Raw genomic sequence first — 25,706 nt, 5'->3', positions numbered from 1 at the left:
TTTCTATAGTCATCTTTTAAACACATATCTCCTAAATCTTTATACTGTAGTATTATCAATAAATATTGGGAAATTCCCTACATTCCACATCATTTCTTGTTGTCGTAATTGCACTTCAAATAATGTAATCGGATCTTGATATACCTCTGGCTTGGCCCTCATTTCATTTAACTCATCACGGCTTTGTTGTATACTGACATGCGTTTCTTCTACCATCCGTTTTAATTCTCCGATAGGTTCTCGGAAAAACAAAGCAACATCTTGTTCAAGTGCACGTTCAAACAATTCGAATTCTGCAAAAAACTTACGAATAACAACATCTTTTATTTCAGTATAATCCTTTTGTTCCACATACTTGTTATATTGATTGGCGAGCATGGTTTTACTACGGTCTATACGACCAAATAGATTCCCTATACTCTTTAATGCAAATAAAGTTGGATCGAATTTTAAAAGTATATTCAAATGATCGATGTGTACTCTACGCATGATTCGATCTACATCTCTTTTCCAATCATCTAACACTTTAAAATCACCGGAGAGCATCATTCGATTCTCCTCATACAACGAGTTAAACGTTTCTTTCGTTTCATCAAGATAATGCTGACTCGAAGTCAATTCTTCTTTACAGTTGTTTATCCAATCCAACATATAATTAACAAATTTCGGCATAACAGAATCGTTTACGTAATTTTGAATCTGTTCATTCATGCTTTCATTCAATTGTTTATCTACAATTCGAAAATCGCTATTAATACTAATTTGCTTACTACATTGCTTTAGAATGGCAGGGATTTGTGCTGTTAAATCAGCAACAATTTTTTCTTTGATACTCTTATACGATTGTAAGATAACAGTATTTTTTTCTTGTTCCAATGATGAAACATTATTAATTAATCCATTTAGTTTTACTACCATATCTTCATTCCAATTAATTGATTCTATAAGTAATTTTTCAGCTTCAACTCGTTTTTCCAATAAATACGTTAACAAATTTCGAATCACTCGCTGCAATTGACCAATTCGTTCCTTGACTCTATCTCGCTTGCTCCCATCTATAACAAAACATGTAGCAATATCCTTACTATCCTCTTGCGATGAAAATGGAATCACATTGGCATCTGGAAAATACGTATGAATACGTTTTTTCACTTCATGTAGTGCCATTTCATCATGAAGTAATTCTGCTTTATTAAGTAAGAATTGAATGTGTACATGTGGGGCTTGCTCTTGCATATGCATGATAAAATCCCGCTCTTGATCTGTAAACGGTAAATGTGCATGAAGAACGAAAAGAATCGTGTCAGCAAATAAAGCATGATTCAATGGATTGATTTCCCCATCATTTATAAAAGGTAAATCAATTAATACCATTTTATTTTCATTTAAAAATCTGCTTGGAAAATGAGAATCGAAATATAGATCATTGTCTTCATATGTTCCTGAAGCATATTCTTCTTCTCCGGCATCTGTAATCAAATGAGCAAATGTACGAGTATCATCTCGAAAATATATAATATTAGTAGGTTCTTCTCCTAATTTTTTTCCTAAAATGATGTCCCTCACATTTTCCTTCCCACTCGATTGTGTTCCTGCTAGAAGAACATAGTGCAAATTCAAATCGAGTAGTTGTTGCATGTGCCATTTCCATTTGAAGGAAACAAAAACTCCATTCTGCTGGGCCCAACTAAGTACTTCATTAAACAAGTTCACACTATCTTCCAAACTATGTTCATACTTATTCGACTCATACATAAGCTGCTGTGCGTCTGTAATGACGGAATCATTCATACTATTAGGAAAGGCTTGCTCCCAAGCTAACAATGCAGCCGCCGCAAACAAAGATTCTGATACATCAGAGAGCTTAATCCAATTCTGCAAATGATTTGGCATGATTGGTTTAAATGTTCGAATGTATCTTTCACCTGAAAGAAGTTCCCTATATGTATCACGAAATTGATTAACAACTCCATGCCAAGATTCATACTGATGAACTTCAATTTGTAGAAATAGTTGATTTACAGTCTCAAGCCAAGACAAGTAGGAGTCCTTGACTCTATAATTTTTCCATAATGAAACAATTAGCTTCTTAAATCTTTCATCATCGACTTTAAAAAGCGCAAGGAGTGCATTTGTAAAATAGCTAGGTTCGATTGAAGACAAATGGTCGTCATCAATATATCGCTTTAATACATCCGCCCATTCTACAGACTCGGTTCGAACCATTTCATGAACAGCTAGTGCAACAGCACTTTGCCAATCTTGTTGTTTTTCATAAAATGATTTTGCTAAAGGTGTAACATTGGGATAATCAGGAGCAAACGTAACAGCTTCCTTAATTACTTCATCTGCCTTGGAATCATTTTCTTGGAGCATATACAAAGAAAACAATTGCAATAGCACTTCAACAGTTAACGATTTTGAGTCAGACGTAATTGATTTATATTTCTCTTCTGCACTAGAAAGCTTTCCAAGATCAAATAATGCATCAGCTATATTTTTATTCGCCCAATCCTGTAAATCGTTCTGAACTTGCTCCCATTTAAAAATCGCACTTTCAAAATCTTTATTGTGGTAATACACTTCTCCTTGCGCAAAACGAATATAGGCTAATTCTGTCTCTTCATTGCCTAATTCTCGGTAATATTCTTCCCCTAAGGATTGAACTGGATGAATGTCTTCCTCATCCTTTAAAAACGTCTCATAATACGTCTTCCCAATTAATTGTCTCTCTAGAATCATTATTTTCACCCGCTGTGTCAGTTTGCTTATGCTTCTTTCTCATGAAGCATAAGCTCGTCTATACTTTATTTGCTTTCCAGTTCATTCTATCAAAATCTCATTAGTAATACGTTTCAATTACATGTCATTTCCACTACAGCTGAAGTTAAATTTCTACATAAAAATGTCGGATTGTATTCTTTATCAATCCAATTATTCCTTTTTAGTAAATCACTTAGACAAAAATAAATGGTTAAAAAATAAACTCTTTCTTTTTTATAATGTCGTAGAAGAAAGAGTTTAGCCTTAGCTACTTATTCAGTTTAATGTCTTGTAGTCGTTCGCTTGCACGTCTTCGGTACATCGCTGTCCAAAGAATCGTAGCCCCAATAAAACCATACAAAACAAAATTAGAGAAAAATAAAAATTGCGCAGTCGAAAGCTCAAATACTAAAAACGTCCTAACAATTGCCTCTAGTACAAGAGCGATGCCCCATACCATCGTCATAATACGAATTACTTGACGAAAATATGGGATAGCCCAATTTTCCGAAAAAATATTTTTATCGGACTCATTGTTATTAACAGTAAATCGTAGGGCAAGATAATATATAATGGGACGTTTAAACAAAAGAGATAAGAGAAAGATCAATCCCACTGAGGCTGTAATAAAAGATTCACGAATTAAAAGAAGTTTTTCACTTCCACCTAGAAGAACGAGAAAAATGGCTACTACAAAAGTAAAAAGCATAATAGCACCAAAAGCATCGATTTTTTTATTTTTAACAATATATAAGATATTTTCTACTAATGGTACTAATGTTGCAATCGATAATGCAAGCAAGCTCGTCATATAATCGGATAACAAAACATATAACAACCAAGGTACAATCCCGTTTATAAATAGGGTAACAACTATATGTAATCGTTTAGACATATCTTTCCCCCCATTTCGGCAGACAATGAATCAATTATTAAAGTGCACTTGTGAATTTTATTGTATTGCGTTTTGAAATACGCCATTCGATAAATAGAATATTGCTAATAAGCGCAACCCAAACAGCGATAGGGAATCCTAGTTTAAACCCAAATACGATGCTGGTAAGTGGCATAAACATACGAAATGTAACAAAAACCCATGTAATTGCATAACTTCGTAACATCCAGTTTTGATGCTCGGCAATATTACGTTCCTTTACTTTCTTAAGAGCCAAGATTGTTGCTGTAATCCAAAAAATATTTAAAACCGTAAATGCAATTGTAGAAGGTACTCCACCTGTAGCATAATACGCTAAATAACAGCTAATTGGGAATGATATTAAAATAGACCATATATAAATACTACCTAGCAGTCGATGCATACGGATATTTCTCTTCCGAAAGGATTCAACAAATTGAAAAGGTCCAATAACTAAAGCCAGTATTCCGCACGTTATATGCAAATACAAAACACTTTCCCAAATAGCCCAAGGGAAATTTGGGATTTGATGCTTTCCTGTGGCCAGCGGAGCATTACGTGGGTTAGTAAGAATAAATTGCCAAACAATGTATACAAGAAAAAGTAAAATAATACTATACAAAATAATTGCGAATCTATATTTTTTCCAGTGTATTGTTTGCAAAGGAAACCCTCCTTTATTTGTTAATAAGTTGAATATAGCAAACTAAAAAGCTCCTAGTTAATCTCATATATTTATTTATTTTCCATATATAGAATTTATTCCTTAACAAAATGTGAATATACGTTTATAACAAATACGCATAACACATTTATGGAGAATAAGAAAATAAGTATAGTCTATTTACTCACAAATCCAAACAATATGTTTGCCTATTATAATTTTATCAAGAAATCTTCCTCCTTATTTTTATTACGATTCTCATTTTCAATTAGATTCAATGATATTATAAAATAAAGCGTTTTCTCTGTTTTAATGATTTAATCCAGCTATTCTATTTGTATTCGTTTTCAATTAATTTCCGAATATTTTTATTAAATCAAAATAGTAGACTTATATCAGTATAACTAATATGATATAAGTAGTGTGAGTACAGTACTTTTTTTGGGTATCTCTGGTACAAGCGTTTCACAACATTTTTTTTAGGAAATGATGTACAATGTTCTCGCATTACACTATTTAAAATAGAGGTGTATTTACTTATGAAACCTAAATATTGCAAAGAAAGCAAATCCATTAAAACAAGCCGTGTTTTCCCTAATGATACAAATAGCCATAATACATTATTTGGTGGACGTTTAATGAGTTGGATTGACGATGTAGCATCTATTGCTGCATCAAGACATGCCAGACATACAACTGTTACTGCCTCTACTGACTCGGTTGACTTTTTATACCCAATTACGAAAGCAGACTCTGTTTGCCTCGAAGCATATGTTTCATGGACAGGTAGAACTTCAATGGAGGTATTTGTTAAAATCACTGCAGAAAACCTTTTAACAGGAGAACGAAAAATTGCAGCGACTAGCTTCCTTACCTTTGTTGCGATTGATGAGAACGGAAAGCCTGCAGCAATCCCACAAGTTATACCTGAAACTGAAGAAGAAAAATATTTGCACCAATCAGCAGAGGAACGTGCAAAGAGACGTAAAGAAAATAGACAGCATAGTAAAAAATTAGCTGAATTCATGACTGTCCAAAAGCCATGGTTAGCCTAGCAATTAGGAACATCAATATGTACAAAAGTTAAATCGTAAAAAAAAGGAAGAGTCGAGTGACTCTTCCTTTTACTTTTACTCTACATATTCTTTATCTAAGCTAGCGTAAGCAACGATTCCTTCACTATCTTCAAGAGCCAGTTTTAATCGCGCTGAAAACGGATCAACACTACGCTCATCTAGCCACATACGAAGCGCCTCAATTAGATTTGCTTGTATGAGTATTTGAGATCTCCCATTTACTTCTACTTCAGCAGAATATCCATATTCATCATCATACTTAAGCTCAACTATTACATCTGTAGGTGAAACTTGACGTTTATCTGCAATGTATATACAAATAGAATTTATAATTTCTTGTTCTGAAATTTTTAACGTTTCCATGCTTCTTGATCCTTACGTCGGTTTTTAAAAGCTTTAAACGCACTTACAAGTAACATTATAACACCCGCAAACAATAATAAATTGATAATAAGGGATAGTCCTGATCCTATTGGCCCTAGACCAGCAAATAAACTTCCCATTAACAATCCACCAATTCCACCAAGAAGAAGTCCCTTCATAAGACCGCCTTTGTTAGAAGAAGCCGCAGAGGTTGATGCCGGTTTTGTAGAAGATTGCTGAACGTTTGAACTTTGACTCTTATTTGGTGTAGTCGTTTGACTTTGACTCGGCGAATAAGAGCTTTTTCCTGATGAATATCCTTTCGCTTGTGCAACATTTGAAGTTGCAAAGCTAAATGCAGCAAAAGCAAAAGTAAATGCGGTAAGTAAAGCAATCATTTTTTTCTTCATTCTTTTGTATCCCCTTTTTCCAATAATAATGGATTTGTAATTCATATAGATATGCTTGTCCATTAAAGTTCTTATGAACTTATTATATGAACTTATTTTGTAATATGCAAGAGAAATATATTGTAAATTTAGGATTACGTTCTAACAAACTCTCCACATTGACTTTGTGAGTTACAAAGAATAATATGAGTTCATAAGAACTTATATTTATGGAGGATACACAAATGAACACTTTTCAGCTAACAAGGAAAGAGATGGCTGACCTCCTTCTTTCATTAAAGGGATGGAACTCAAAATCTGCTCTTTCTATCTTGCAAGATGCTTGGATGGTAAGTCGTACGTTACAACAAAATGAGGAACCATTAATCAAAACCTTTGCATCGGCCACACTTCCTGTTATATTTGAAAAATTAATGAAGTATGAAGAATATGATATGGGGTTATCGTTAAATGAAATCGCAGATTTGGGGAGGCAAATTGAAAACACAAATTTCTCCATTACTACCCTGCAAAATTGGGTGAAACGTGATATAAAAGAAATGGTTGGTTCACCGCAAAAGGGAAAAAAATATTCGATTGAGCAAGCTGCCCTATTATTTATAGTAGAAGATTTAAAAACAGCGCTAGACTTTGATTCGATTCGAAAATTACTTCAGCTTATTGTCAATGATCCCGCAGATCAGGAAGATGATTTAATCAATCCAGTGCGATTATATGCAGCGTATTCTTCTCTTTTTCAAGAACTAAATACAGATTATACGTATTTATACAATAATGAGGAATTACATACCGCCATTCAAAAAATTGAGCTTTCAATTGAACGTAAAGCAAAAGAACTGTCCCATACATTCCAACATGCAACAAATGGACAGCATGAAGCGATTACAAATGTTATTGTCATCGCTTCCCTATCTGTACACACAGCTTATTTTCAGATGATGGCAAAACGGTATCTATCTGCTACATTGTTTCTACATAACATAGGTGAGCTATCGTCACCTGAATGAGTACAATTTTTAGATTAAGTGTAAATACAAGATTATATTTCCACTTAATCTAAAAATCTTTTTCGTATTTCCTTTGACGGTACAATGCAACTGGTTGCCTTTCCGAACCATTGATAGCGATGATTTGCTATATAATCATAAACAAAATCTCGAATCGGTCTAGGCACAAGGATACCTATATAAAGAAGTCCCCAAGCTCTATTTAGCCTTTTACAAATTTTCAAAACAGCTGTGGATTTCATATAAACCAATTCATCCTCGATTAGAATGACACTGTCTACATATGTCGGTAGGTCGTAATCTAATACTAGTTTTCTTCCTATATCGCTTTGTAAAGAGGCAAATTGAAACGTTGCATGTTGATCTCTTTTTATAATAAATTGAATACTACGATTACAAAAATTACATACACCATCAAATAAAATAATGGAAGACATGGTTTCACCAACCTAATACAAAATAGATTACAGACTTTCCATATAAGAAAGTTCACGACAGTACGATACTGCCGTCCGTCTCAAAGGGAATTCTACTTACTAATTAAGGAAATAGTGATTATATTTCCTAGGGAACCGCAGGATGGGACAAATACTGATAAATTTTTCCTTAGCAACCGGCAAGATAGGGCAAATCCTGTGTATAATAAAGAGGACTTATTAAAAATAAAGGAGATTTACAATGACTAAAATACGCGTTTATCAACCTCTAGAAGAACAATTGCCTCAAGTTAAACATGCAATTGATGTAGAAGAACAAAATCCAAATGAGGAAATGCTACGCATATTCTATACACGTATACTTGAAACGGAAGATATGTCCTTGCCAGATTCATACATGGAAGAAGACATTTTAATCGATTCCATAGAAGGAATTGTAAATGCATCCGCAAGTAAATTGCGTAATTTAGGTGCCTATGACGTAATTATAGTTGAAAACAAAGGAAAGAAAACAACAATCCTTATTCTAGAAGAAGACGAATATGAAATTATTTCCGAGTAAGGGAAACTTAGAAATAATAGATTATATTTTTATTGGGTATAAGAGGTTGACTTCTATTTAATGAAGCCAACCTTTTTTTCTTAAAAAAGTGCCAAGCTCTTTGAAAGAATCTACCTTTTCTTCTCTCGAATATCTGGCATTTGCCCCGCTAGTAGAGGGAACTACAAAAACATAACAACCTTCCCACCTTTCATTACCAAAGTACATATTCGTTTGAAGACCAAGGGAAACCGTTCGCTCTCGTACTGCTTCGCGAAAGGCAGTAATACCATTAAAGCAAACCACCTTTGGTTTATAGAATGCTACCAGTTTTTGAAAACGAATCCTGCCATCATCATAATCCTTCTTTCGAAGATTAGAAGAGGACCGGCTTGGCCTAGCTACTAAATCCGTAATACCATAACCATAATGAAGTAGTGACATGGTTTCTTCTGGCTTAAGCTGATAAGGGGTGAGCCCGCCCTCGTGTAAACCACGCCAAAATACATTCACTGGATTAGCATAATGATAGCCTTTTATTGCAGAAATACGACCTGGATTTATTCCGCAAAAAAGTACAGTTAAACCTTCTTTTACGTATGTTGGTAGCGTTTCGTTTTCAAAATCTTTCATAGACATCATACTCCCCTATTTAGAATTCATTTTAGAATTCATTCTTTTTGCTATTAGTTATCTCTTTTTTCATCAGTGCAATTATATGCTCCTTTGGTTGCCAGCAACGGAATTGATACGTCGTTTTTGTTTCATACTGCAATCGATCACATCTATATTTAGTCCTTCCTTCATCTTTTTCCACTCGAAAATGAGTACATGTTCCGCAACAATGAAAGCGGCCAAAATTCATTTCATTTTCTCCTTTTTTTTATCTCAATTTGTTTTTTATATAATCACATACGGTATATGAAATTATTAGTTTCATATAGAAACAAAACCTCCTCCCTATTTAATGAGAAGAGGTTTTCCATCCAATTTATTTACTAGTTGTTCTACTTACGTTCTCTTTATTGATAAGTTGACCACGTGTTACGCCAAGTTGGTTCGTAGCTTTTAACGATCTCCATACACTTGTACCTGTTCGTTCGCCTCTCAGTGCTTCACGATAAAGAGCAATTACTTTTCTAACGTCTTTTGCATCTTCTTCTAAAAACTCTATGCGAAAATGGCGAACACCTTCTTCGACAAAATGAGAAATATATTCAGCCCCAGACTGCTCGATGGCATTGTATACGGTATTACGACACCCTACATCCACACGAACCGGATGATGCATACCAAGACGATCCTGCAAGGATATGCGATGCTTTTCACACGGACGACCACAGTTTGTAAAGTCAGTTCCTTCGCTTAAGAACGTACAATATACACAATGCTCCGTATGGAACATAGGTAAATGCTGATGAATAACCATTTCTAGTTTGTCACTTTGCGTTACTGCAAGCATATCCATCATCTGTTGGATGTTTAAATCATAAGATGGTGTCACGCGCGATAATCCAGATTCTAAAAAGACAGAAACAGCTTTATGGTTAGCAATGTTAAGTGAAAAATCACCGATAAGAGATAGATCCAAATGCTGCTGTTTATAATGCTGCAGTGCACCTAAACTGCGCACGAGAATGCTATCGGGATTCGCTTTCACGATACTATTTAAGATTCCGTTTTCTCCAGGCATATGAATACGTGGTGTAGCAAGTGCAATATTTTTACCATTCGCATGCGCAATTTGAACAGCTTGCGGATAATCTGTAGTAAATTCAAAGTCTGCATATAAGTAGTCGATATCCGCGTGACTTGCTGCTTCTACTTGCTCCATCGTTCTACAAAGTGCAATGAGCTGCGGTTCTATGTTCGTTTCTATTACTTGTTTCTCTGCTATGATTTCTACATTTCGTTTTTCATACACGGGCGGCGTTTCACGAAGTAATAGTAACTGTTCAATCGCCTCACGACGCATGCGATTGAGTTCCTTCACTGGTAACATTACTTCGCCGCTCAGGTTCATTTCAACCTTATCAAGCTTGAAAATGGTTCCCCCCAGACGTCCCCATTGCTCTAGCAGATAGTCTTCAGTAAGCGGATGCTTTTTCGCCTCTTGCATCATGTCTGCTGATTGTATTGTAACGTGGTTGGCTGTCTCTTCATCATACCATACCGAAACGAGTGGATGATTTGCTTTACCATAGGCCTTAATATGAATAGGAAATAATCGATGTGCACGTTCTTCCTCAAACGTTTTCTGTAATAATCTAGAGAGTTCTTGATCACTCGTTTTCCAGATACGATCGCCAACATGGATTTTCGAAATTGTAACATCTCTTCGACCTGGAACGATTTCGATTAGACCTCCTTGTACTTCTCCCTCTACCTTCTTACCATTTCTGCGTAAATCATATACTCTTCCGCCCTCTTCTTTTTCTTCAGGACGTCCAGCATCAAATACAATGCCGTCCCCACGCTTAAGCGGTGCATCCAGTTTACAAACAACTGCATCTTTTAATACATGGCTTACGGTGCCTAAATATACGCCTCGGCTTTTTGGAAACGTTCCATCAAGTAGCTTTTTATTATTTGTACCTTCTAAAAATCCGTGCGTAAACCCTCTACTGAAACTTTGCTCTAACTCACGTATTTCTTCTTTTGAAGGCTGATATTTTCTTCCAGCAATATACTCATCAATTGCATTCCGATATTTACTAACAACATTTGCAACATATTCTGGTGATTTGAGACGGCCTTCTATTTTAAAAGAAGAAACACCAGCTTCAATCATTTCCGGAATAATATCAAGAGCAGCCAAATCTTTCGGAGAAAGTACATAAGCAAGATTTCCCATTTCCTTCTTTTGTCCATCCACCATTAAATCGTAAGGTAATCTGCAGGCTTGTGCACATTCGCCTCGATTTGCTGACCGGCCGCCCCACATTTCAGATGTTAAACACTGCCCAGAATAGGATACACAAAGAGCACCGTGGACAAATACTTCAAGAGGCATTGCTGTTTTTTTGGAAATCGTTTGAATTTGTTTTAAATTATTTTCGCGTCCAAGAACTACGACTTCTAAATCATATGGGTTAAAAAAGTCAATAGCTTCAGGTGATGTGATTGTCATTTGTGTAGAGCCGTGAATCGGAAAATCAGGTGAAATCTCCCTGATCAATTGCACCAATCCTACATCTTGCACAATCAGTGCATCAACCCCGGCGTCTATGCACGCTTCTACTAGTGATTTTGCATCATTCAATTCATTTTCAAAAATTAAAATATTAAGGGTTACATACCCACGTACGTTATACTTATGAAGATATGCCATAATGCTTGGCAACTCATCCATTTGGAAATTTTTCGCACGAACACGTGCATTAAATTTTTCCACTCCAAAGAACACAGCATCTGCTCCATTTGCAACCGCTGCCCGCAGACATTCCCAATTCCCAGCAGGTGCTAATAATTCAATTGTATCTCTCGTAATACGTTTCAAACGTCTCAATCCTTCCTACTTACCTTCATTTCTATTTATACTATTATAAACACAATCATTACTATTTTATCATCTTTTTCTCTTTTCGGCTTTATCCCGCTTAACGGGCAGTAAGACCCCCACTGATGGAAGTTTCACTGATATCTTGGGTTTTCATATATATCGATAGGGCAATGATTCGTTTATTCTTGACAGAACAAGAGAATAACACGTTAAATAATAATAAACTTTAAAAGTTAATATACAGAAAATCAGAGGGCTTTTATATATGTGGAGAAATAAAAATGTATGGCTTGTATTGTTTGGAGAGTTTGTTGCTGGTTTAGGTTTATGGTTAGGAATTATCGGAAATTTGGAGTTTATGCAACATTATATTCCTTCCGACTTTTTGAAATCCCTCATACTATTTTCAGGATTATTTGCGGGTGTTTTATTTGGTCCTTTAGCTGGAAAAATGATTGATGAATATTCAAAGAAAAAAATATTAATTTATTCTGGATTTGGTCGTCTTATTAGCGTTGTATTTATGTTTTTGGCACTTCATTTTGAAAATATTTGGTTTATGGTGCTCTTTATGATTAGTATCCAAATTGCTGCAGCATTCTATTTTCCCGCCTTACAAGCGATCATTCCTTTAATTGTTTCAGATAAGCAGCTACTTCAAATGAATGGCTATCATATGAACGTGTCCACCATTTCCCGTATTGCAGGAACAGCCGTTGGCGGTGCACTACTTGCTGTTACAAGCTTAGAATGGATATACAGCTTATCTATGTCTGCCTATGCTATTTTATTTCTTTCTACTTTTCTTTTACATTTTCAAGATACATCTACACCAAGCAAACAACCAAGCTCGCAACAAAAATCTGGATTTAAAGAAATATTTCACTTATTAAAACAAATTCCGATTGCATCTCATACATTACTACTAAATGTCATACCGCTTCTTTTCATTGGTGGGTTTAATCTCGTTGTCATTTCCATAAGCGAGCTTCAACATGATCCAACCATTAAGGGTATGTTGTACACTGTGGAAGGAATAAGCTTTTTACTCGGAGCTTTTCTTATTAAGTATGTTTCAACTGTACTTTCTTCCTTAAAATTGCTTTATGCATACTCATTTCTTATCGCTATCGCACATGCCTCACTTTTCTTTAGCGATATAAAAATGATGGCCATTGCTTCATTCGCCTTGTTTGGATTTGGAGTTGGAGGATTTTTTCCGGTTGCTTCTACAATCTTTCAAACAAAGATTGATAAACAATACCATGGAAGGTTATTTTCATTTCGTAACATGTTTGAAAGAATGATGTTTCAAATCGTATTGTTAGCTACAGGATTATTTCTAGATACGATTGGTCTTCGCTACATGGTTCTTATATTTAGTGGGATATCTTTTTTTGTTATAGTACTTTCAAGTATATTGGTCAAAAACAGCACTGCAAAGGTTGCAGCATCTTCTTCCCAAACCATATAAAGTATGAAATAATAATAAACTAATCTAAAAATGGAGAGGTTATTTTCCATAAAGAATTGTGATAAAATAAAGCTCATACATGGAAAATAGAGGAGCGTTTCAACTATGAAAATGGTATTATCAGATCGCATGCAAGCGTTTCAGCCATCTATCTTTAGCGAGCTTGTAGCGTATAAACAACAGAAAGTAAAACAAGGGTGCGAGATTATTGATTTAAGCATTGGAAGTCCCGATTTATCTCCTCCCCAATTTGTCATAGACACATTGCAACAGGCAGCTAGTTCCCATGGAAGCTATCGCTATACCATGGCAGGAACAAGAGAATTTCATGAGGCTGTTTCCTCTTATTATGAAACTCGTCTTCACGCTCCTGTGAACAGCGATAAGGAAGTCTGTCTCTTGATGGGATCACAAGACGGACTTGTACATATCCCAATGATTGTTGCAAATCCTGGAGACTACATTTTAGTTCCCGATCCTGGCTATACAGCTTATGCGACTGGAATTGCTATGGCCGGTGCTATTCCATACTTGATGCCTCTACGTCAAGAACATCAATTTTTACCAGATTTCCGTAGTATTCCTGAAGAAGTAGCAAAAAAAGCCAAACTAATGTTTTTAAACTGTCCGGGAAATCCAGTTTCTGCATTTGCGGATGAAGCATTTTTCAAAGAAGCAATAGCATTTGCTTCCAAATACGATATTTGGATTGTTCACGATTTTGCATATGGGGAATTGTATTTCGATCAAAAAAAACCGATTAGCTTTCTTTCTGTGGACGGTGCAAAAGAGGTCGGAATTGAAATTAATTCGCTCTCTAAAAGCTTTAATTTGGCTGGTTGTCGCATAGGCTATGTAACTGGTAATGAAAAGCTGATACAGGCAATTGATGCCTTTAAATCCAATTTGGATTACGGCGTATTTCTGCCCATTCAAAAAGCAGCTGCTGCTGCACTTTTACAAGGAGATTCTTTCTGTGAAAACAGTCGGAGTATCTACCAAAAACGGAGAGATGCATTAATAGATGGCCTTGGCAGCATTGGTTGGAACATAGAAAAACCATCAGGAAGCATGTTCATATGGGCACAGATACCAGATGGATGGACTTCTACAGATTTTGCATATGCTCTTATTGACCGAGCAGGAGTGGTCGTCATTCCAGGTCAAGCTTTTGGTCCTTCAGGTGAAGGATATGTCCGTATTGCCCTTGTCGAGCCCGAAAATGTAATGAAACAAGTTGTGGACCGAATTGAGAAGAGCAATATTTTAAAAAAGTGATGGTTTAAAACAACTACAATCTTTCTAGTAAATAATAAAACACCGCTTAGCTAATTGCTAAACGGTGTTTTATTATTTATACTTCAACAGTTTTTCCTTCTTCAACGATATGGAACATAAGATGTGCAAGGTGATGGAGTGGACCATAACTTTCCTCATCTTCATCGTCTTCCTCATCAAATTCTAAATCATTTAAGTATAGAGCGGAAAATTCATAAAAATCTTGTAAAGCAAAGGAGTAACATGCACTTGCATCTTCATTTTCTTCTTCATATTGAAGAACAAGATAAGATTCTTTTCCTTCGCTGTCTACTGCATCAAAATATACGAAAAAGCCTACATTTGTATCTAATTCAAACAAATGACGAGTTCCACCAGCGGTTGCACGATTAAAATCTTCCTCATTCAACTTCTCAACATTCATTGCTGCTACTTGATCCTCATTATGAAAATGCACAGTAAATGATTTCATCATTACACCTCCAAGTTATGTACGTAACTAGCATACCAGAAGTAGGTCTGATTCACAAAGAGAAGTGAAGAAAAATGTATTTTTTTACTAAAAAAACGAAATACCTATAAGTTTTCGATGATTTGAAAAAAATAGGATGAAAAACAAGCATTTTTGTTCAAGTAATTCCCTCCTTATAGTAGACTAAAAGGATAGATTCGTTTTATTCTAAATTGTATAATTTAAATTCTAAGAAGGTGAAATAATGCACATATACATTACGGAAAAAGCTGAAGCCATGCTTCGTTCCTATGGGAATCCCGCCATTATTACGATTCGTGTGTTACCATCTTGCAGTTGCAGTGCTACAGTCGATATGGAGCTCGTTCAAGATGAATTACATAAAGATAATCTGATTTTTGAAAATGAGGGATTATTTCTACAATGCAATTCATATGCAAAGGAATACATTGGTCCAGAGTTACACATAGAGTACAAAACGGGATTTCGTTTGTATACAAAAAACGAAACAATCGCTTACGGTATGTCAATCCAACCCCTAAAAAAATAAGCAAAGGGCACATTTACTTGTGTCTTTTGCTTATTGTTTGGCTTCAACTAAAAATCGTACAAGTAGGTCTTTTTTTCTTTGCACCTCCTCATCCATATCACGCAAAGATTCAATATAAAGGAGAAGCGGACGCTTAGCAGCATTGCTGTATAATGCGTCTTCTACTAGTTGCTGCAATGACGATGGTATGTTAGCCAAGACCTCATATTGTCTACCGATTATGTCTGCACCGATAAAGCCTTGCTTTTCTATATCTCTTCTTACCCACTCCACAAATGAAATATTGCCCATTAATTGGTGCCTCTTTTCAATTAAGCTAAACTTTAATAGGCATATTATGTATGCAATAGTAGTAGCCTATTTTTCTTTTTTTCCATACAATATAACAAAATTATAATATTTATACATAACATCTACATTAGAAAATCCTGCTTCTTTAAGCCACTGCATTTGTTCTTCTAAAGAAGACATTTTATCCAGTTTGGTTCGTTCATACGCAGACAAAATTTCTTTCTCAGATAAGCCACTACTTTCTACTTTTTGTTTCCAATCTCTCTTATACAAGTCATCTAAATGGAGAGTAGAACCAAGAACTTGATCTGCATTTATAAAAATGCCCTCATCTTGCAAAAGGGTATACACCTTTGCATACAACTTTTCCTTTTCGACAGCAGTTAAGTGATGAATTGATAACGAAGAAATAATAACATCATACTTCAAATCGTAGGTATGCTTTGTATAATCATCACAAATATAAGTTATATTCTCATAATCCTTTAATCTTTCTTTTGCAACATCAAGCATTTTTTCAGATAAATCAATCAGTGTAAGATGCGCCTGTGGGTATTTTTGTAGAAAAATTGCTGATAGCAAGCCGGTACCAGCTCCTAGATCTAGGATATAAGGTTTGTCCTGCTCAGTTGTTGCAATGGATACAGGTATCGTATAAAAATCATCAAAACAAGGGATTAATTTTCTTCTCTGTTCATCATAATTCATTGAAATCTCATTAAACTTTTCGATAATTTCTTTCCGATTGATAACCATTTTACCCCTCCTACATCTATGTAGAAATACATCATACGTATCATGCATTGCATTTACTCTATTAGATAGACACAAGTATATAAAAAGACCGTTATATATATTTCACATAACGGTCCTCCTAATCCTTCCAATTCTCTATAAAACAAGCAATTTATTTAATAATACGAACTGCTGCAACGCCAGGAATAGTTTGTATTTTATCTGCTATACCAGCTTTAATATTGCTATCTAAAGCATTATCAATATCAATAATTGTATATGCATATGTTCCTTTGCTTCGATTAACCATATCTGCAATGTTTATATTATGCTCAGCCAACGCTGCGGATATACGACCAACCATGTTCGGAACATTTTGGTGCAATACTGTAATACGTCTTTTTCCTACATATGGTAATACTGCATTTGGATAGTTAACGGAATTTCGGATATTACCTGTTTCTAAATAATCCTTCAATTCACGAGCTGCCATAATAGCACAGTTTTCTTCAGATTCAACCGTAGACGCACCTAAGTGAGGAACAGGAATAACATTTTCCATTCCTAACACGCGGTCATTTGGAAAGTCTGTTATATATTTTGCTACAATACCTTCTTGAATCGCATTTTCTAATGCATCTTCATTCACTAATTCACCACGTGAGAAGTTAAAGATACGAACACCTTTTTTCATCGCTTTAAAGGCATTTTCATCTAACATTCCTTTAGTAGAATCTAGTAATGGTACATGAATGGTAATATAATCACAAGTGGCGAAGATTTGTTCTATATTTGTAGCACGTTGTACTTGACGAGAAAGTCTCCAAGCAGTTTCAACCGATACATAAGGATCAAATCCCATTACTTCCATATCTAGCGCAAGTGCGTCATTTGCAACCAAACCACCGATGGCGCCTAGTCCAATAATTCCTAGACGTTTCCCTTTAATTTCAGTTCCAACAAACTTCTTTTTACCAGCTTCGACTAACTTAGAAATTCCATCTTGGCCTTTCAATGTCTTTGCCCAAGCCACACCTTCAATTATATTCCGGGAAGATGCTAACAAGAAGCCAAGTATTAATTCTTTTACCGCATTTGCATTTGCCCCTGGTGTATTGAATACAACGATACCCTTTTCCGTACATTTTTCTACAGGTATATTGTTAACACCTGCTCCAGCTCTAGCAATTGCTTTTAAATTACTTGATAGTTCTAATTCATGCATATTAAAGCTACGAACAAGTACAGCATCTGGTGCTTTTGCTTCATTAGAAATAGAATAATTGTCTGTTGGTAACTGCTCAATACCAATTTTTGCAATGTTATTTAGTGTTTGAATCGTAAACAAAGTGGTTCCCCCTATCAATGGTTTGCTTCAAATTCTTTCATATATTCAACAAGCTTTTCTACGCCTTCAATCGGCATTGCATTGTAAATACTTGCGCGCATTCCACCTACTGAGCGGTGTCCTTTCAACGTTTGAAGACCACGTTCAGTTGCTCCTTTTATAAATGCTGCATCGAGCTCTTTAGAAGGAGTTACAAATGGAATATTCATAATAGAACGACTTTCAGGTGACACAGGTGAAGTAAATAGCTTCGATTCATCTAAGAAATCATATAGAATTTTTGCCTTTTTACGATTTAGTTCTGCTATTGCAGGTACGCCGCCTAATTCTTTTATCCATTCAAATACTAGCTTTGCAATATAAATGCTGTAAGCAGGAGGTGTATTATAAAGTGAATTATTCTTTGCATGAATATTGTAATCAAGCATTGTTGGGCAAATATCAGAAGCATTCCCAAGTAAATCTTCACGAATAATAACTACTGTTACACCAGCCGGCGCAATATTTTTTTGAGCTCCAGCATAGATAATTCCAAACTTAGAAATATCATACGGTACAGATAAAATATTAGATGACATATCAGCTACTAATGGTATATCTCCCGTTTCTGGAATATATGGGAATGTTGTTCCTTCAATTGTATTGTTCGTTGTAATGTGAACGTAATCTGCATCTTTATGGATCATATCAGCAGTAACTTCAGGAATATACGTAAAATTACTTTCCTCTGATGATGCAATAACAGAAACATCGCCATATTTTTTTGCTTCGGAGAATGCCTTTTTTGACCAAGATCCAGTAATAATATAATCTGCTTTTTTGTTCTTAAACAAGTTGAGAGGCACCATCGCAAATTGTGTCGATCCTCCACCTTGTAAAAACAGCACTTTATAATTTTCTGGTATGTTCATTAATTCACGCAAAAGCTTTTCTGCACCCGTAATAATGTCTTCAAACGCTGCAGAACGATGGCTCATTTCCATCACTGACATTCCTGTATCCTTGTATGTAATTAGTTCCGCCTGTGCCTTCTCTAAAACCGGCAATGGCAGCATAGAAGGTCCTGCAGAAAAATTGAACACTCTCTCCATCCTGTTCTCTCCCCTTTTTTATCAGAACAATAATTTATAAAATTTAAACTTTCTGAATTATAACTCAAGATACATAGGTTGGTCAACGTCTTCATCACTATTTTACTAAAACGTCTTGGAACCGTTATCAATCGTAATACAATTTGTAACAGATTTTAACATAATTACTATTGCAACCTCTATATTTTACATAAATTAGCTGTTAAAAACCAATAAAAGATAAAGAAGGAATATAGGGCATAACTATTTAATTTAACTAAATTTACACATGGGTCAATTCTTGATCCCCATCACCTTAGGAGTTGAAAAACTATATACGAGGAAGATTATTCGGATTATAGTAAACAAGAAATTGAACATGACTTCCATCATATGAAGCAAATTCAACACTTTCAACAATCTTTCGTTTAATTTAAAAAACATATTTCCAAAAAGAAAGAAGGAGATTACAAATCATCTCCTTCTCGCTCTGTATTAATAAAAATTAGGCTTATAATTGCTAGTTGCGCTTAGAAAAATAGACGAACAATTGATAGATAGCTGAAAGACCAACGAGCCAATAAATTGTCGTTACTACTGTAGGAAAGGAACCGAATAGTTTTTCAACTACATTAAATTGCCATGCAACAAATAACCAGTTCAATGCACCTATGAAAACAAGAAAACCAGTGAGATAAGTGAGAAATTTCATGATGTCACCTCCAGTTGGATCTTGTCTTGTAAGCCTTTACATTATTATCATATGCCGCAGATGCTCCTGTAATCTCTATCCGCTATAAATATTTATTAATTTTATCAAAAAAAATTTTCTTACCTTCTACTTTACAAACGCTTTTATATGTTGCACAAGTTCATCTAAGCAATCAACAAGTGGGGAATGTCCGCAATCAGGAAGAAGTACAAATTTAGCATGGGGAATTGCATTTGCTATTCCATCTGCCATCCCTTTTGGTACAACATAATCACGATCCCCTTGCAGTACTAGAGTAGGTGCTACAATTTGATGTACTTCGCCAGTCCCATCTGTTACTCCGTTGCTTTCATCCGATATATTAAACGTGACCAGTGCATAATCCACATCAACAAGGTTACGCTGCGTCAGCATATCATCTAAATATTCCTCATATTTTTCTGGGGTTGGCTGATTATGTGTATAAATAAGCAGGTTCCAAACCATTCTGTAGTAATCTTTATCCCTTTTTTCAAGTGCTTGCAGTGCAGGAAGAACCTGGATGGGATCCTTTGCAATCTCCTCTTTTGAAGAAAGATATTTAAACGGGATTGGCTGACCTTTCTCATCTTTTTGAAATATGGGGTACCCCTTAATACCAACAGATTCCACTAAGATTAACTGCTCCACATATTCAGGATGATTACTTGCAAACTGCATCGATACTCCGCCACCAGTTGACCAACCCACGAGTGAAAAGGAAGTGAGACCTACTTGATTAACAAATAAAAAGAGATCCTCAGAAAAATCACGAAGCGACTCAATTGACTTTTTGTACGTTGAGAAACCGAATCCTCTTAGATCAATCGCATACATCCTATAAGAAAATTGCAAGTTGTCCATTACCACATCCCAATGCTTTGAGGACGTCATATTACCGTGAATGAGAACAAGGACCTTCTCTCCAGATCCAGCTTGGCGATAAGCAATGGTTTCTCCATTTGGTAATATAACAGATTGAACACCAGACTTTATCTCCATTCTATTTCCCCCTTTTTTAAGAATGGTTATATGTATAAAATACCACAAAATGGTTATTGTTTCAAAATTTATAAAATGAAACAATACCAAAATTGATACCAGAAGAATTATTTTCTTGGAATAGATTTCTACCATCTACCCATACTAAAATGAAACATTAGAAAAGGAGGGATTTCGTATGCAAAAAAATGCTAAAAGTTACGTGCAAGATTCCTGTCAAGCATTAAATCAGGCAGCATCATGCCTGCAAGATGCACTACAAACAGTAGAAAAGGCTAATAATCGCCAACAAATCCAATCATCTTTACAAGCGGTGCAGGGCGCTATTACGCAATGTACGAGCGTAGAACAAGCGCTTTCCCAAGAGTAACTTTCATTCCTATCGTAATACTGAAATAAGCACCTAAATAGGTGCTTATTTCGTCAGAAAGAATTAAATTTTCATATGTAAAATCTGTTATTCGTCTCATTTCTGTATTCGTAGGAACTTTGCAATTATTCTAGAAGGACGTGCGAAAAATTCATAATTGATTAAAGTATATGATATCCTCTAACTACCGCCCCTATCGTCCCTGCTCCAGGGAGAATAGTGTCACGGCACATAACTTTCACCGGCATTCGGTACGATACGCTCCCAATCAATGAGTGCTACAACGTTTGCGGTAAACCACTTACACCTGATCGTAAGATGAACCATTTTCAAGCTTTAATACCACCATCACGTTTAAATGTCCTCTCGGAGTGCGTATGGTCCTTTAAATGAAGTGCTCTGTCATAGCAGGATCCTTCATAATACATATCTAACGCTAACCTCTATCTTTTTTACACCATTTTAGCAACATCCGTTCCCGTCTTTCCTGTCTCACGACTCGAGCAAAGTTTAAACAAAAAAACCGAAACGCATTGCTTTAGCAAATTATTTCGGTTACTACCATAGATTTATTTACTTGTCGGTTTCTCAAGCGTGTATAAATCTTCTTCTACATTCTCCATACGCTCTATAATTAACTTTCTAGCATCTTGAAGGGCGGCATTATAAATATACGGAGACACATCATCCATGATAAAAGAAAGAAGTTGCTCGGCTTCTAAATTTCCTATTTCTGACCATTGCTTTTCTTGAAAATAATTTTGCAAATTCGTCACCATTTGCTGTCTTTCTTCCTTTGGCATCTTTTCAATCATACGGCTTTCTCCTTTTCAGGCATTTCTTGTAGCATACCATATTTACCTTTAAATCTCGTCAATATTTTAATCCATTGCGTACTAAATAGACCGAGAAAAAATATATTGGAGAGCGCATGGGCAAGATCAAAGTAAAAACTAGATATATAAATTCCGACGACAGTTGACCATGTTACACTGTCAGTAAAGCCTAGAAGGACCCAAACATTCATGATCCAACCGAAAACAAAGCCAGCTATACCACCGTATATCATACGTCCCCATACTTTCTTCATAAGAAATGTATTACGTAGGAGTCCCGCAAAGAGCCCCATTAATCCCCAGCAAACCATTTGCCACGGCGTCCACGGTCCTTGTCCTAAAAACAGATTGGATACAATAGCAGCTGTTGCTCCAATTAAAAATCCAGATTCTCCACCAAAAACGATGGCTGAAACGATTATAACGAAAGACGTAGGCTGAACACTTGGCAACATACTAAATGGCACACGACTTACAGCAGCTATAGCCGCTAATACTGAGAGTAAAACAACTTCCCTAGATGCAAATGCCTTACGTTCAAATCGAACGTAGAAAGGCAACATAATGATGAATAAGAATAAAAAACTAATCCATAAATAATACCGATCATTCATAGAGTTAAATGCAAGAATGATTAGCAAGAAAGAGCATGCTACTAGGATTGCAAGGAGAGTTGACTTTCGCATGCTATCACATCCTCCCATGTAAGAGCGTAAGGCATTTGCTTGCGCACTAACCGATTAATCGAAGTTGTGTAGAAGAAGTTCTCGCTGAAAAAACGTTGCGGTGTTTCTTCCATAATAAGCTGACCGTCAAAAAGCATGACACACCGAGTTACATACTTAGCAGCAAAGGCTAAATCATGTGTTGCCATGACAATAGTGGTTCCATTCTTCCTAAGACTTGTAAGAATATTTCCTAGCTCTTCCTTCTTTTCTGGATCGAGACCTTTTGTTGGTTCATCAAGCACAAGTATTGATGGTTTTGCTAGCAGTGCCAAGCAAATAGCAACAAGTTGTTGCTCCCCTCCACTACAATCATGAGGATGCCGGTTTTTCGTAGACGCTATTGAAAATTGTTGTAACATGTCTTCGACTACATGTTCTGGATGTTCATATTTACAATCTCTAGCACGGTTTAGCAGTTCATCCCACACAGTATCAAATGTGAAATGATAGTAGGGATGTTGAGATACATATCCGATTTCTTCATAACGGCGCGTTACATCTAACTTTTGAATGGACGTCCCATTCCATAATACTTTCCCTCGTCTTGCTGTGACTAAACCTGCCAATACCTGCAGAAAAGTCGATTTTCCTGTACCATTTTTTCCGACTAATCCTACCCAATCTCCTGTATGTACTTGAAATGAAACATTTTGTAATACCATTGCACTATTTTTTTCATATTGAAACGTAACATGCTTTGCTTCTAGAAGCACATGGTCCTCTGATTTGTCTATTTGAGCACAAGTATCATTGTGAAACTTCGGAAGTATTTTCTTCCCATCTCGAACGGTAAAAGGTGGAAATTCTGCCCCCCATTCTAAAAATAGACGTGGAATTTGCGGTATATAACAGCGAAAATCATTATGATTCCAAAGTTGCTTCACAACCTCACTTGGGTGACCATCATATACAATATGACTATCATCCATAAAGACAAGACGATCAGCAAGAGATAATACTTCATCTAAACGGTGCTCACTCATGATAATTGTAATGCCCAGTTCTTCGTGTATACGCTTTAAAAGTGTTAAAAAATCCTTTGCTGCAATTGGATCAAGTTGTGCAGTCGGTTCATCTAATAATAGTAGCTTAGGCTGTAAAATGAGTACAGCAGCTAAATTTACGATTTGCTTTTGTCCCCCTGAAAGTGTATGTACAGACGTGTGCAGTAAATCTTGAAATCCAAGAAAACTAATAAGTTCTGCAATTCTTTTTTGAATAACGGCCGATTCATAGCCTAAATTTTCTAACGAAAAAGCAAGTTCCTGAACAACCGTATCCATCACAATTTGATTATCAGGATTTTGAAACACAATACCAATTTCCTGGGCGCTAGAGACAGAGGGTAACGAAAGAAGTGGCTTTCCGTTATATAACACTTCACCTGTGCGCGTGCCAATTGGCTGAAGCTCTTTTTTTAAATGATGAAGTAAAGTTGTTTTTCCAGAACCCGACCGTCCCGCAAGTACAACAAATTGTCCTTCATCTATTGATAATGAAACGGCAGATAGCGCAGGATCTTTTTCATTGCTATATGTAAATGTTACTTCCTTTAGTTGTGTGTGTGCCACCAAATCCATTCCCTTCCTTCCACCACTAGCGGTACGCTTATATATAATAGAAATGATGCATATGCGATCCAATCCATATGAAACATATTATGTAGCCTTGGATACACATGGAGTACCCCCTGACCGCTCTGAAGTGCTACCATGCAACTACTAAAAAAAGCAAGAAGTGCTAGCAGAACGAGTCGATCCCGAATCTCAAACTGATAGCGAATATACGTACTTCGTTTTGTTGTACCAAATCCTCTAGCCTGCATGGAATCAGCAGTTTGAAGTGCCTCTTCTAAGGAACAAACAAGTAAAACCGACAGGAGCTTCATTCCATTACTTGCTCTATTTTTTAATGTTCCGCTCTCCGTTTGAATCCCCTTTGTCATTTGAACGAGTTTTATCTGCAATAAACGCCGAATAAATAAGGGCACAAACCGAATCGAAATCATTGTAAGTAAGGCAATTTTGGGAGAAAATCTTGAAAACACATATAAGAATTTATGACTTGTAATGATCGTTTGAAACGATGCAAAGGAAAGTGCAATCGAAAAAAATGAAAGAGCCATCGTTATGCCATATACGATAGCTTCGAGCGTAACAGGATTGTCAAAAATATAAAATAACATCGTACTCCCACGGTGAGTTAATAGCGGATTTAAAACTGCAATAAACAATGTCAAACTAAGTGATGCAAGCAGTAATTTTTTTAATGGTTGGTCGCTGCCATGCCTAGATAGCAATACCAATAGTAGAACAATAGCAGATAGTAAAAAGATGGGGTGTAGCATGGTCATACATAATATGATAACACCCACATAATACAAAAAAGAAACAATTGGATGTACGGAAGCAAATGCTGACTTCACGGTTTTTCTCCGTTCGTCGTATATACCCATTCAATTTTATCCCCATTTTTCACTGATGCTGCCCCGGCACTTACATTTAAGTATACGCCGTTCACACGATACATCCAACCACTTCGAGGACCGCGGTCCTTCTCATACAAATTATTAATTCCCATTACATAAGCAGAAGGACCAACTCCTTCTGATTCCATTTGTATCCCCTTACTTTTTACTGTACGTGATAAGATAGTAAATACAGTATCACTGCCTTGTACTTCTACTTCTGTTGTACCCAAAATCATTCCACTATCAGAACGAATCGAAAGTGTAGCAACGTTTTTTTGAGGGGGTGCAGGTGCAGGTGAAGCTGAAGCCGATGATGACGCTTGTTGTGATTGGGATTGACTTGATTGTGAAGATGCCTGAACTGTAGGCGCTGCAACTGAATTAGTAGCGTTACTTTGCTGATTCGAAGAAGATTGTGTGGACGGGGATTCTCCCTGTTGATTTGTCGTCTCCTTCTTCTGTTCTTCTTGTTGTTTATTCGTATCTTGTTGTGTATCTTGTTTTGGCTGTTCTTGTGTTTGCCCTGCATTAGCCTGCTGTGTTGGTTTAGAAACTTGCTGACTGTTTTTTGCTTGCGTACTGCAGCTAACTAACAACGCAGCCGAAAAGCAGCAGACCATTAATAATTTTACATATTTCATGATTCCACATCCTTTCCTGTTAAAAAGAGTAG

At 36.0% G+C, this 25,706-nt stretch carries 28 protein-coding genes; 7 read left to right on the top strand and 21 right to left on the bottom strand.

The annotated features are described in order from the left end of the window. Positions 1 to 39 precede the first annotated feature (39 nt). From ACAN53_RS06195 to ACAN53_RS06185, 3 genes are all read right to left on the bottom strand, one after another. Entirely contained in the window at positions 40 to 2,742 is a 2,703-nt protein-coding gene (locus ACAN53_RS06195; RefSeq protein WP_379968107.1) for a GTP-binding protein, read from the bottom strand. Positions 2,743 to 3,031: 289 nt separating this feature from the next. Further along, complete coding sequence (locus tag ACAN53_RS06190; protein ID WP_379968105.1) at positions 3,032 to 3,658, bottom strand: VC0807 family protein; 627 nt, start codon at positions 3,656 to 3,658, stop codon at positions 3,032 to 3,034. A 37-nt stretch (positions 3,659 to 3,695) separates the two neighbouring features. Further along, positions 3,696 to 4,343, bottom strand: a complete 648-nt coding sequence (locus ACAN53_RS06185; RefSeq protein ID WP_379968103.1) for a DUF2306 domain-containing protein — start codon at positions 4,341 to 4,343, stop codon at positions 3,696 to 3,698. Positions 4,344 to 4,882: 539 nt separating this feature from the next. Between ACAN53_RS06185 and ACAN53_RS06180 the strand changes: the two genes are divergently transcribed. Next, a complete protein-coding gene (locus ACAN53_RS06180) occupies positions 4,883 to 5,398 on the top strand; it encodes an acyl-CoA thioesterase (RefSeq protein WP_379968101.1) in 516 nt (171 codons plus the stop codon). Between the two features lie 75 nt (positions 5,399 to 5,473). On the opposite strand, the gene ACAN53_RS06175 is transcribed toward ACAN53_RS06180, so the two are convergent. Both ACAN53_RS06175 and ACAN53_RS06170 read right to left on the bottom strand, forming a co-directional pair. Next, positions 5,474 to 5,782, bottom strand: coding sequence for a YxcD family protein (locus ACAN53_RS06175; protein WP_379968099.1), 309 nt, complete (start codon positions 5,780 to 5,782; stop codon positions 5,474 to 5,476). Continuing rightward, positions 5,770 to 6,192, bottom strand: a complete 423-nt coding sequence (locus ACAN53_RS06170; protein ID WP_379968097.1) for a hypothetical protein — start codon at positions 6,190 to 6,192, stop codon at positions 5,770 to 5,772. Before ACAN53_RS06170 ends, ACAN53_RS06175 begins: the two co-directional genes overlap by 13 nt. A gap of 224 nt (positions 6,193 to 6,416) precedes the next feature. Here ACAN53_RS06170 and ACAN53_RS06165 point away from each other — a divergent pair, with 224 nt between their 5' ends. Beyond that, positions 6,417 to 7,199 carry a DUF1836 domain-containing protein gene (locus ACAN53_RS06165; RefSeq protein ID WP_379968095.1) on the top strand — a complete coding sequence of 261 codons (783 nt, stop codon included), beginning with the start codon at positions 6,417 to 6,419 and terminating at the stop codon, positions 7,197 to 7,199. 44 nt (positions 7,200 to 7,243) lie between these two features. Here the strand turns inward: ACAN53_RS06165 and ACAN53_RS06160 are convergent, their stop codons facing one another. Further along, the gene (locus ACAN53_RS06160) at positions 7,244 to 7,636 is read right to left on the bottom strand and encodes a thiol-disulfide oxidoreductase DCC family protein (protein WP_379968093.1); all 393 of its coding nucleotides are present in this window, start codon (positions 7,634 to 7,636) and stop codon (positions 7,244 to 7,246) included. 241 nt (positions 7,637 to 7,877) lie between these two features. Here ACAN53_RS06160 and ACAN53_RS06155 point away from each other — a divergent pair, with 241 nt between their 5' ends. Further along, the gene (locus tag ACAN53_RS06155; protein ID WP_379968091.1) at positions 7,878 to 8,198 is read left to right on the top strand and encodes a hypothetical protein; all 321 of its coding nucleotides are present in this window, start codon (positions 7,878 to 7,880) and stop codon (positions 8,196 to 8,198) included. Between the two features lie 57 nt (positions 8,199 to 8,255). On the opposite strand, the gene ACAN53_RS06150 is transcribed toward ACAN53_RS06155, so the two are convergent. The 3 genes from ACAN53_RS06150 to ACAN53_RS06140 form a co-directional block, all read right to left on the bottom strand. Continuing rightward, complete coding sequence (locus ACAN53_RS06150) at positions 8,256 to 8,810, bottom strand: mismatch-specific DNA-glycosylase (protein WP_379968089.1); 555 nt, start codon at positions 8,808 to 8,810, stop codon at positions 8,256 to 8,258. A gap of 31 nt (positions 8,811 to 8,841) precedes the next feature. Then, the gene (locus ACAN53_RS06145; RefSeq protein WP_379968087.1) at positions 8,842 to 9,042 is read right to left on the bottom strand and encodes a hypothetical protein; all 201 of its coding nucleotides are present in this window, start codon (positions 9,040 to 9,042) and stop codon (positions 8,842 to 8,844) included. Positions 9,043 to 9,168: 126 nt separating this feature from the next. Then, positions 9,169 to 11,676: a U32 family peptidase gene (locus ACAN53_RS06140; RefSeq protein ID WP_379968085.1), complete on the bottom strand. Its 2,508-nt coding sequence runs from the start codon at positions 11,674 to 11,676 to the stop codon at positions 9,169 to 9,171. A 268-nt stretch (positions 11,677 to 11,944) separates the two neighbouring features. Between ACAN53_RS06140 and ACAN53_RS06135 the strand changes: the two genes are divergently transcribed. After that, positions 11,945 to 13,153 (top strand): MFS transporter, encoded by a 1,209-nt coding sequence (locus tag ACAN53_RS06135; RefSeq protein WP_379968083.1) that lies wholly within the window; start codon positions 11,945 to 11,947, stop codon positions 13,151 to 13,153. A 105-nt stretch (positions 13,154 to 13,258) separates the two neighbouring features. After that, a complete protein-coding gene (locus ACAN53_RS06130; RefSeq protein ID WP_379968081.1) occupies positions 13,259 to 14,431 on the top strand; it encodes an LL-diaminopimelate aminotransferase in 1,173 nt (390 codons plus the stop codon). Positions 14,432 to 14,507: 76 nt separating this feature from the next. Here the strand turns inward: ACAN53_RS06130 and ACAN53_RS06125 are convergent, their stop codons facing one another. Next, entirely contained in the window at positions 14,508 to 14,903 is a 396-nt protein-coding gene (locus ACAN53_RS06125; RefSeq protein WP_379968079.1) for a cytosolic protein, read from the bottom strand. A gap of 244 nt (positions 14,904 to 15,147) precedes the next feature. Here ACAN53_RS06125 and ACAN53_RS06120 point away from each other — a divergent pair, with 244 nt between their 5' ends. Continuing rightward, on the top strand, positions 15,148 to 15,453 hold the full coding sequence (locus tag ACAN53_RS06120) for an iron-sulfur cluster biosynthesis family protein (protein WP_379968077.1): 306 nt from the start codon (positions 15,148 to 15,150) through the stop codon (positions 15,451 to 15,453). A 30-nt stretch (positions 15,454 to 15,483) separates the two neighbouring features. Here ACAN53_RS06120 and ACAN53_RS06115 read toward each other — a convergent pair whose 3' ends face one another. From ACAN53_RS06115 to phaZ, 6 genes are all read right to left on the bottom strand, one after another. After that, positions 15,484 to 15,744 (bottom strand): hypothetical protein, encoded by a 261-nt coding sequence (locus tag ACAN53_RS06115; RefSeq protein WP_379968075.1) that lies wholly within the window; start codon positions 15,742 to 15,744, stop codon positions 15,484 to 15,486. Between the two features lie 66 nt (positions 15,745 to 15,810). Further along, the gene (locus ACAN53_RS06110; RefSeq protein WP_379968073.1) at positions 15,811 to 16,500 is read right to left on the bottom strand and encodes a class I SAM-dependent methyltransferase; all 690 of its coding nucleotides are present in this window, start codon (positions 16,498 to 16,500) and stop codon (positions 15,811 to 15,813) included. Between the two features lie 151 nt (positions 16,501 to 16,651). Then, entirely contained in the window at positions 16,652 to 17,827 is a 1,176-nt protein-coding gene (locus ACAN53_RS06105; RefSeq protein ID WP_379968071.1) for a phosphoglycerate dehydrogenase, read from the bottom strand. 14 nt (positions 17,828 to 17,841) lie between these two features. Then, on the bottom strand, positions 17,842 to 18,918 hold the full coding sequence (gene serC, locus ACAN53_RS06100) for a 3-phosphoserine/phosphohydroxythreonine transaminase (RefSeq protein ID WP_379968069.1): 1,077 nt from the start codon (positions 18,916 to 18,918) through the stop codon (positions 17,842 to 17,844). 499 nt (positions 18,919 to 19,417) lie between these two features. Next, positions 19,418 to 19,609, bottom strand: coding sequence for a DUF378 domain-containing protein (locus ACAN53_RS06095; RefSeq protein ID WP_379968067.1), 192 nt, complete (start codon positions 19,607 to 19,609; stop codon positions 19,418 to 19,420). A gap of 126 nt (positions 19,610 to 19,735) precedes the next feature. After that, a complete protein-coding gene (gene phaZ, locus ACAN53_RS06090; protein ID WP_379968065.1) occupies positions 19,736 to 20,629 on the bottom strand; it encodes an intracellular short-chain-length polyhydroxyalkanoate depolymerase in 894 nt (297 codons plus the stop codon). A gap of 178 nt (positions 20,630 to 20,807) precedes the next feature. Here phaZ and ACAN53_RS06085 point away from each other — a divergent pair, with 178 nt between their 5' ends. Then, a complete protein-coding gene (locus ACAN53_RS06085) occupies positions 20,808 to 20,999 on the top strand; it encodes a hypothetical protein (RefSeq protein WP_379968063.1) in 192 nt (63 codons plus the stop codon). A 569-nt stretch (positions 21,000 to 21,568) separates the two neighbouring features. Here the strand turns inward: ACAN53_RS06085 and ACAN53_RS06080 are convergent. Genes ACAN53_RS06080 through ACAN53_RS06060 form a run of 5 tightly spaced genes read right to left on the bottom strand, consistent with a single transcriptional unit; the run spans position 21,569 to position 25,674 of the window. Beyond that, entirely contained in the window at positions 21,569 to 21,814 is a 246-nt protein-coding gene (locus ACAN53_RS06080) for a DUF2164 domain-containing protein (RefSeq protein WP_379968061.1), read from the bottom strand. Next, positions 21,811 to 22,449, bottom strand: a complete 639-nt coding sequence (locus ACAN53_RS06075) for an ECF transporter S component (protein ID WP_379970268.1) — start codon at positions 22,447 to 22,449, stop codon at positions 21,811 to 21,813. Before ACAN53_RS06075 ends, ACAN53_RS06080 begins: the two co-directional genes overlap by 4 nt. A 41-nt stretch (positions 22,450 to 22,490) precedes the next feature. Next, complete coding sequence (locus ACAN53_RS06070; RefSeq protein ID WP_379968060.1) at positions 22,491 to 24,143, bottom strand: ABC transporter ATP-binding protein; 1,653 nt, start codon at positions 24,141 to 24,143, stop codon at positions 22,491 to 22,493. Next, positions 24,116 to 24,988 carry an energy-coupling factor transporter transmembrane component T gene (locus ACAN53_RS06065; RefSeq protein WP_379970267.1) on the bottom strand — a complete coding sequence of 291 codons (873 nt, stop codon included), beginning with the start codon at positions 24,986 to 24,988 and terminating at the stop codon, positions 24,116 to 24,118. Before ACAN53_RS06065 ends, ACAN53_RS06070 begins: the two co-directional genes overlap by 28 nt. Beyond that, positions 24,985 to 25,674: a DUF4430 domain-containing protein gene (locus tag ACAN53_RS06060; RefSeq protein ID WP_379968058.1), complete on the bottom strand. Its 690-nt coding sequence runs from the start codon at positions 25,672 to 25,674 to the stop codon at positions 24,985 to 24,987. Before ACAN53_RS06060 ends, ACAN53_RS06065 begins: the two co-directional genes overlap by 4 nt. Positions 25,675 to 25,706 lie beyond the last annotated feature (32 nt).

It is taken from the genome of Ectobacillus soli (genome assembly GCF_042610425.1).
Classification (GTDB): Bacteria; Bacillota; Bacilli; order Bacillales; family Bacillaceae_G; genus Ectobacillus.
The sequence above is the reverse complement of the archived record's forward strand: the minus strand, read 5'-3'. Positions and strand labels throughout refer to the sequence as shown.

What these genes read in the sequence shown, in the direction of transcription:
- ACAN53_RS06135 (WP_379968083.1), top strand. Translation starts at nt 11,945, where the DNA reads ATGTGGAGAAATAAAAATGTATGGCTTGTATTGTTTGGAGAGTTTGTT.
- serC (WP_379968069.1), bottom strand. Translation starts at nt 18,918, where the DNA reads ATGGAGAGAGTGTTCAATTTTTCTGCAGGACCTTCTATGCTGCCATTG.
- ACAN53_RS06180 (WP_379968101.1), top strand. Translation starts at nt 4,883, where the DNA reads ATGAAACCTAAATATTGCAAAGAAAGCAAATCCATTAAAACAAGCCGT.
- ACAN53_RS06160 (WP_379968093.1), bottom strand. Translation starts at nt 7,636, where the DNA reads ATGTCTTCCATTATTTTATTTGATGGTGTATGTAATTTTTGTAATCGT.
- ACAN53_RS06095 (WP_379968067.1), bottom strand. Translation starts at nt 19,609, where the DNA reads ATGAAATTTCTCACTTATCTCACTGGTTTTCTTGTTTTCATAGGTGCA.
- ACAN53_RS06060 (WP_379968058.1), bottom strand. Translation starts at nt 25,674, where the DNA reads ATGAAATATGTAAAATTATTAATGGTCTGCTGCTTTTCGGCTGCGTTG.
- ACAN53_RS06190 (WP_379968105.1), bottom strand. Translation starts at nt 3,658, where the DNA reads ATGTCTAAACGATTACATATAGTTGTTACCCTATTTATAAACGGGATT.
- ACAN53_RS06170 (WP_379968097.1), bottom strand. Translation starts at nt 6,192, where the DNA reads ATGAAGAAAAAAATGATTGCTTTACTTACCGCATTTACTTTTGCTTTT.
- ACAN53_RS06145 (WP_379968087.1), bottom strand. Translation starts at nt 9,042, where the DNA reads ATGAATTTTGGCCGCTTTCATTGTTGCGGAACATGTACTCATTTTCGA.
- ACAN53_RS06080 (WP_379968061.1), bottom strand. Translation starts at nt 21,814, where the DNA reads ATGATTGAAAAGATGCCAAAGGAAGAAAGACAGCAAATGGTGACGAAT.
- ACAN53_RS06195 (WP_379968107.1), bottom strand. Translation starts at nt 2,742, where the DNA reads ATGATTCTAGAGAGACAATTAATTGGGAAGACGTATTATGAGACGTTT.
- ACAN53_RS06155 (WP_379968091.1), top strand. Translation starts at nt 7,878, where the DNA reads ATGACTAAAATACGCGTTTATCAACCTCTAGAAGAACAATTGCCTCAA.
- ACAN53_RS06165 (WP_379968095.1), top strand. Translation starts at nt 6,417, where the DNA reads ATGAACACTTTTCAGCTAACAAGGAAAGAGATGGCTGACCTCCTTCTT.
- ACAN53_RS06070 (WP_379968060.1), bottom strand. Translation starts at nt 24,143, where the DNA reads ATGGATTTGGTGGCACACACACAACTAAAGGAAGTAACATTTACATAT.
- ACAN53_RS06075 (WP_379970268.1), bottom strand. Translation starts at nt 22,449, where the DNA reads ATGAATGATCGGTATTATTTATGGATTAGTTTTTTATTCTTATTCATC.
- phaZ (WP_379968065.1), bottom strand. Translation starts at nt 20,629, where the DNA reads ATGGAGATAAAGTCTGGTGTTCAATCTGTTATATTACCAAATGGAGAA.
- ACAN53_RS06150 (WP_379968089.1), bottom strand. Translation starts at nt 8,810, where the DNA reads ATGAAAGATTTTGAAAACGAAACGCTACCAACATACGTAAAAGAAGGT.
- ACAN53_RS06130 (WP_379968081.1), top strand. Translation starts at nt 13,259, where the DNA reads ATGAAAATGGTATTATCAGATCGCATGCAAGCGTTTCAGCCATCTATC.
- ACAN53_RS06125 (WP_379968079.1), bottom strand. Translation starts at nt 14,903, where the DNA reads ATGAAATCATTTACTGTGCATTTTCATAATGAGGATCAAGTAGCAGCA.
- ACAN53_RS06115 (WP_379968075.1), bottom strand. Translation starts at nt 15,744, where the DNA reads ATGGGCAATATTTCATTTGTGGAGTGGGTAAGAAGAGATATAGAAAAG.
- ACAN53_RS06085 (WP_379968063.1), top strand. Translation starts at nt 20,808, where the DNA reads ATGCAAAAAAATGCTAAAAGTTACGTGCAAGATTCCTGTCAAGCATTA.
- ACAN53_RS06120 (WP_379968077.1), top strand. Translation starts at nt 15,148, where the DNA reads ATGCACATATACATTACGGAAAAAGCTGAAGCCATGCTTCGTTCCTAT.
- ACAN53_RS06110 (WP_379968073.1), bottom strand. Translation starts at nt 16,500, where the DNA reads ATGGTTATCAATCGGAAAGAAATTATCGAAAAGTTTAATGAGATTTCA.
- ACAN53_RS06175 (WP_379968099.1), bottom strand. Translation starts at nt 5,782, where the DNA reads ATGGAAACGTTAAAAATTTCAGAACAAGAAATTATAAATTCTATTTGT.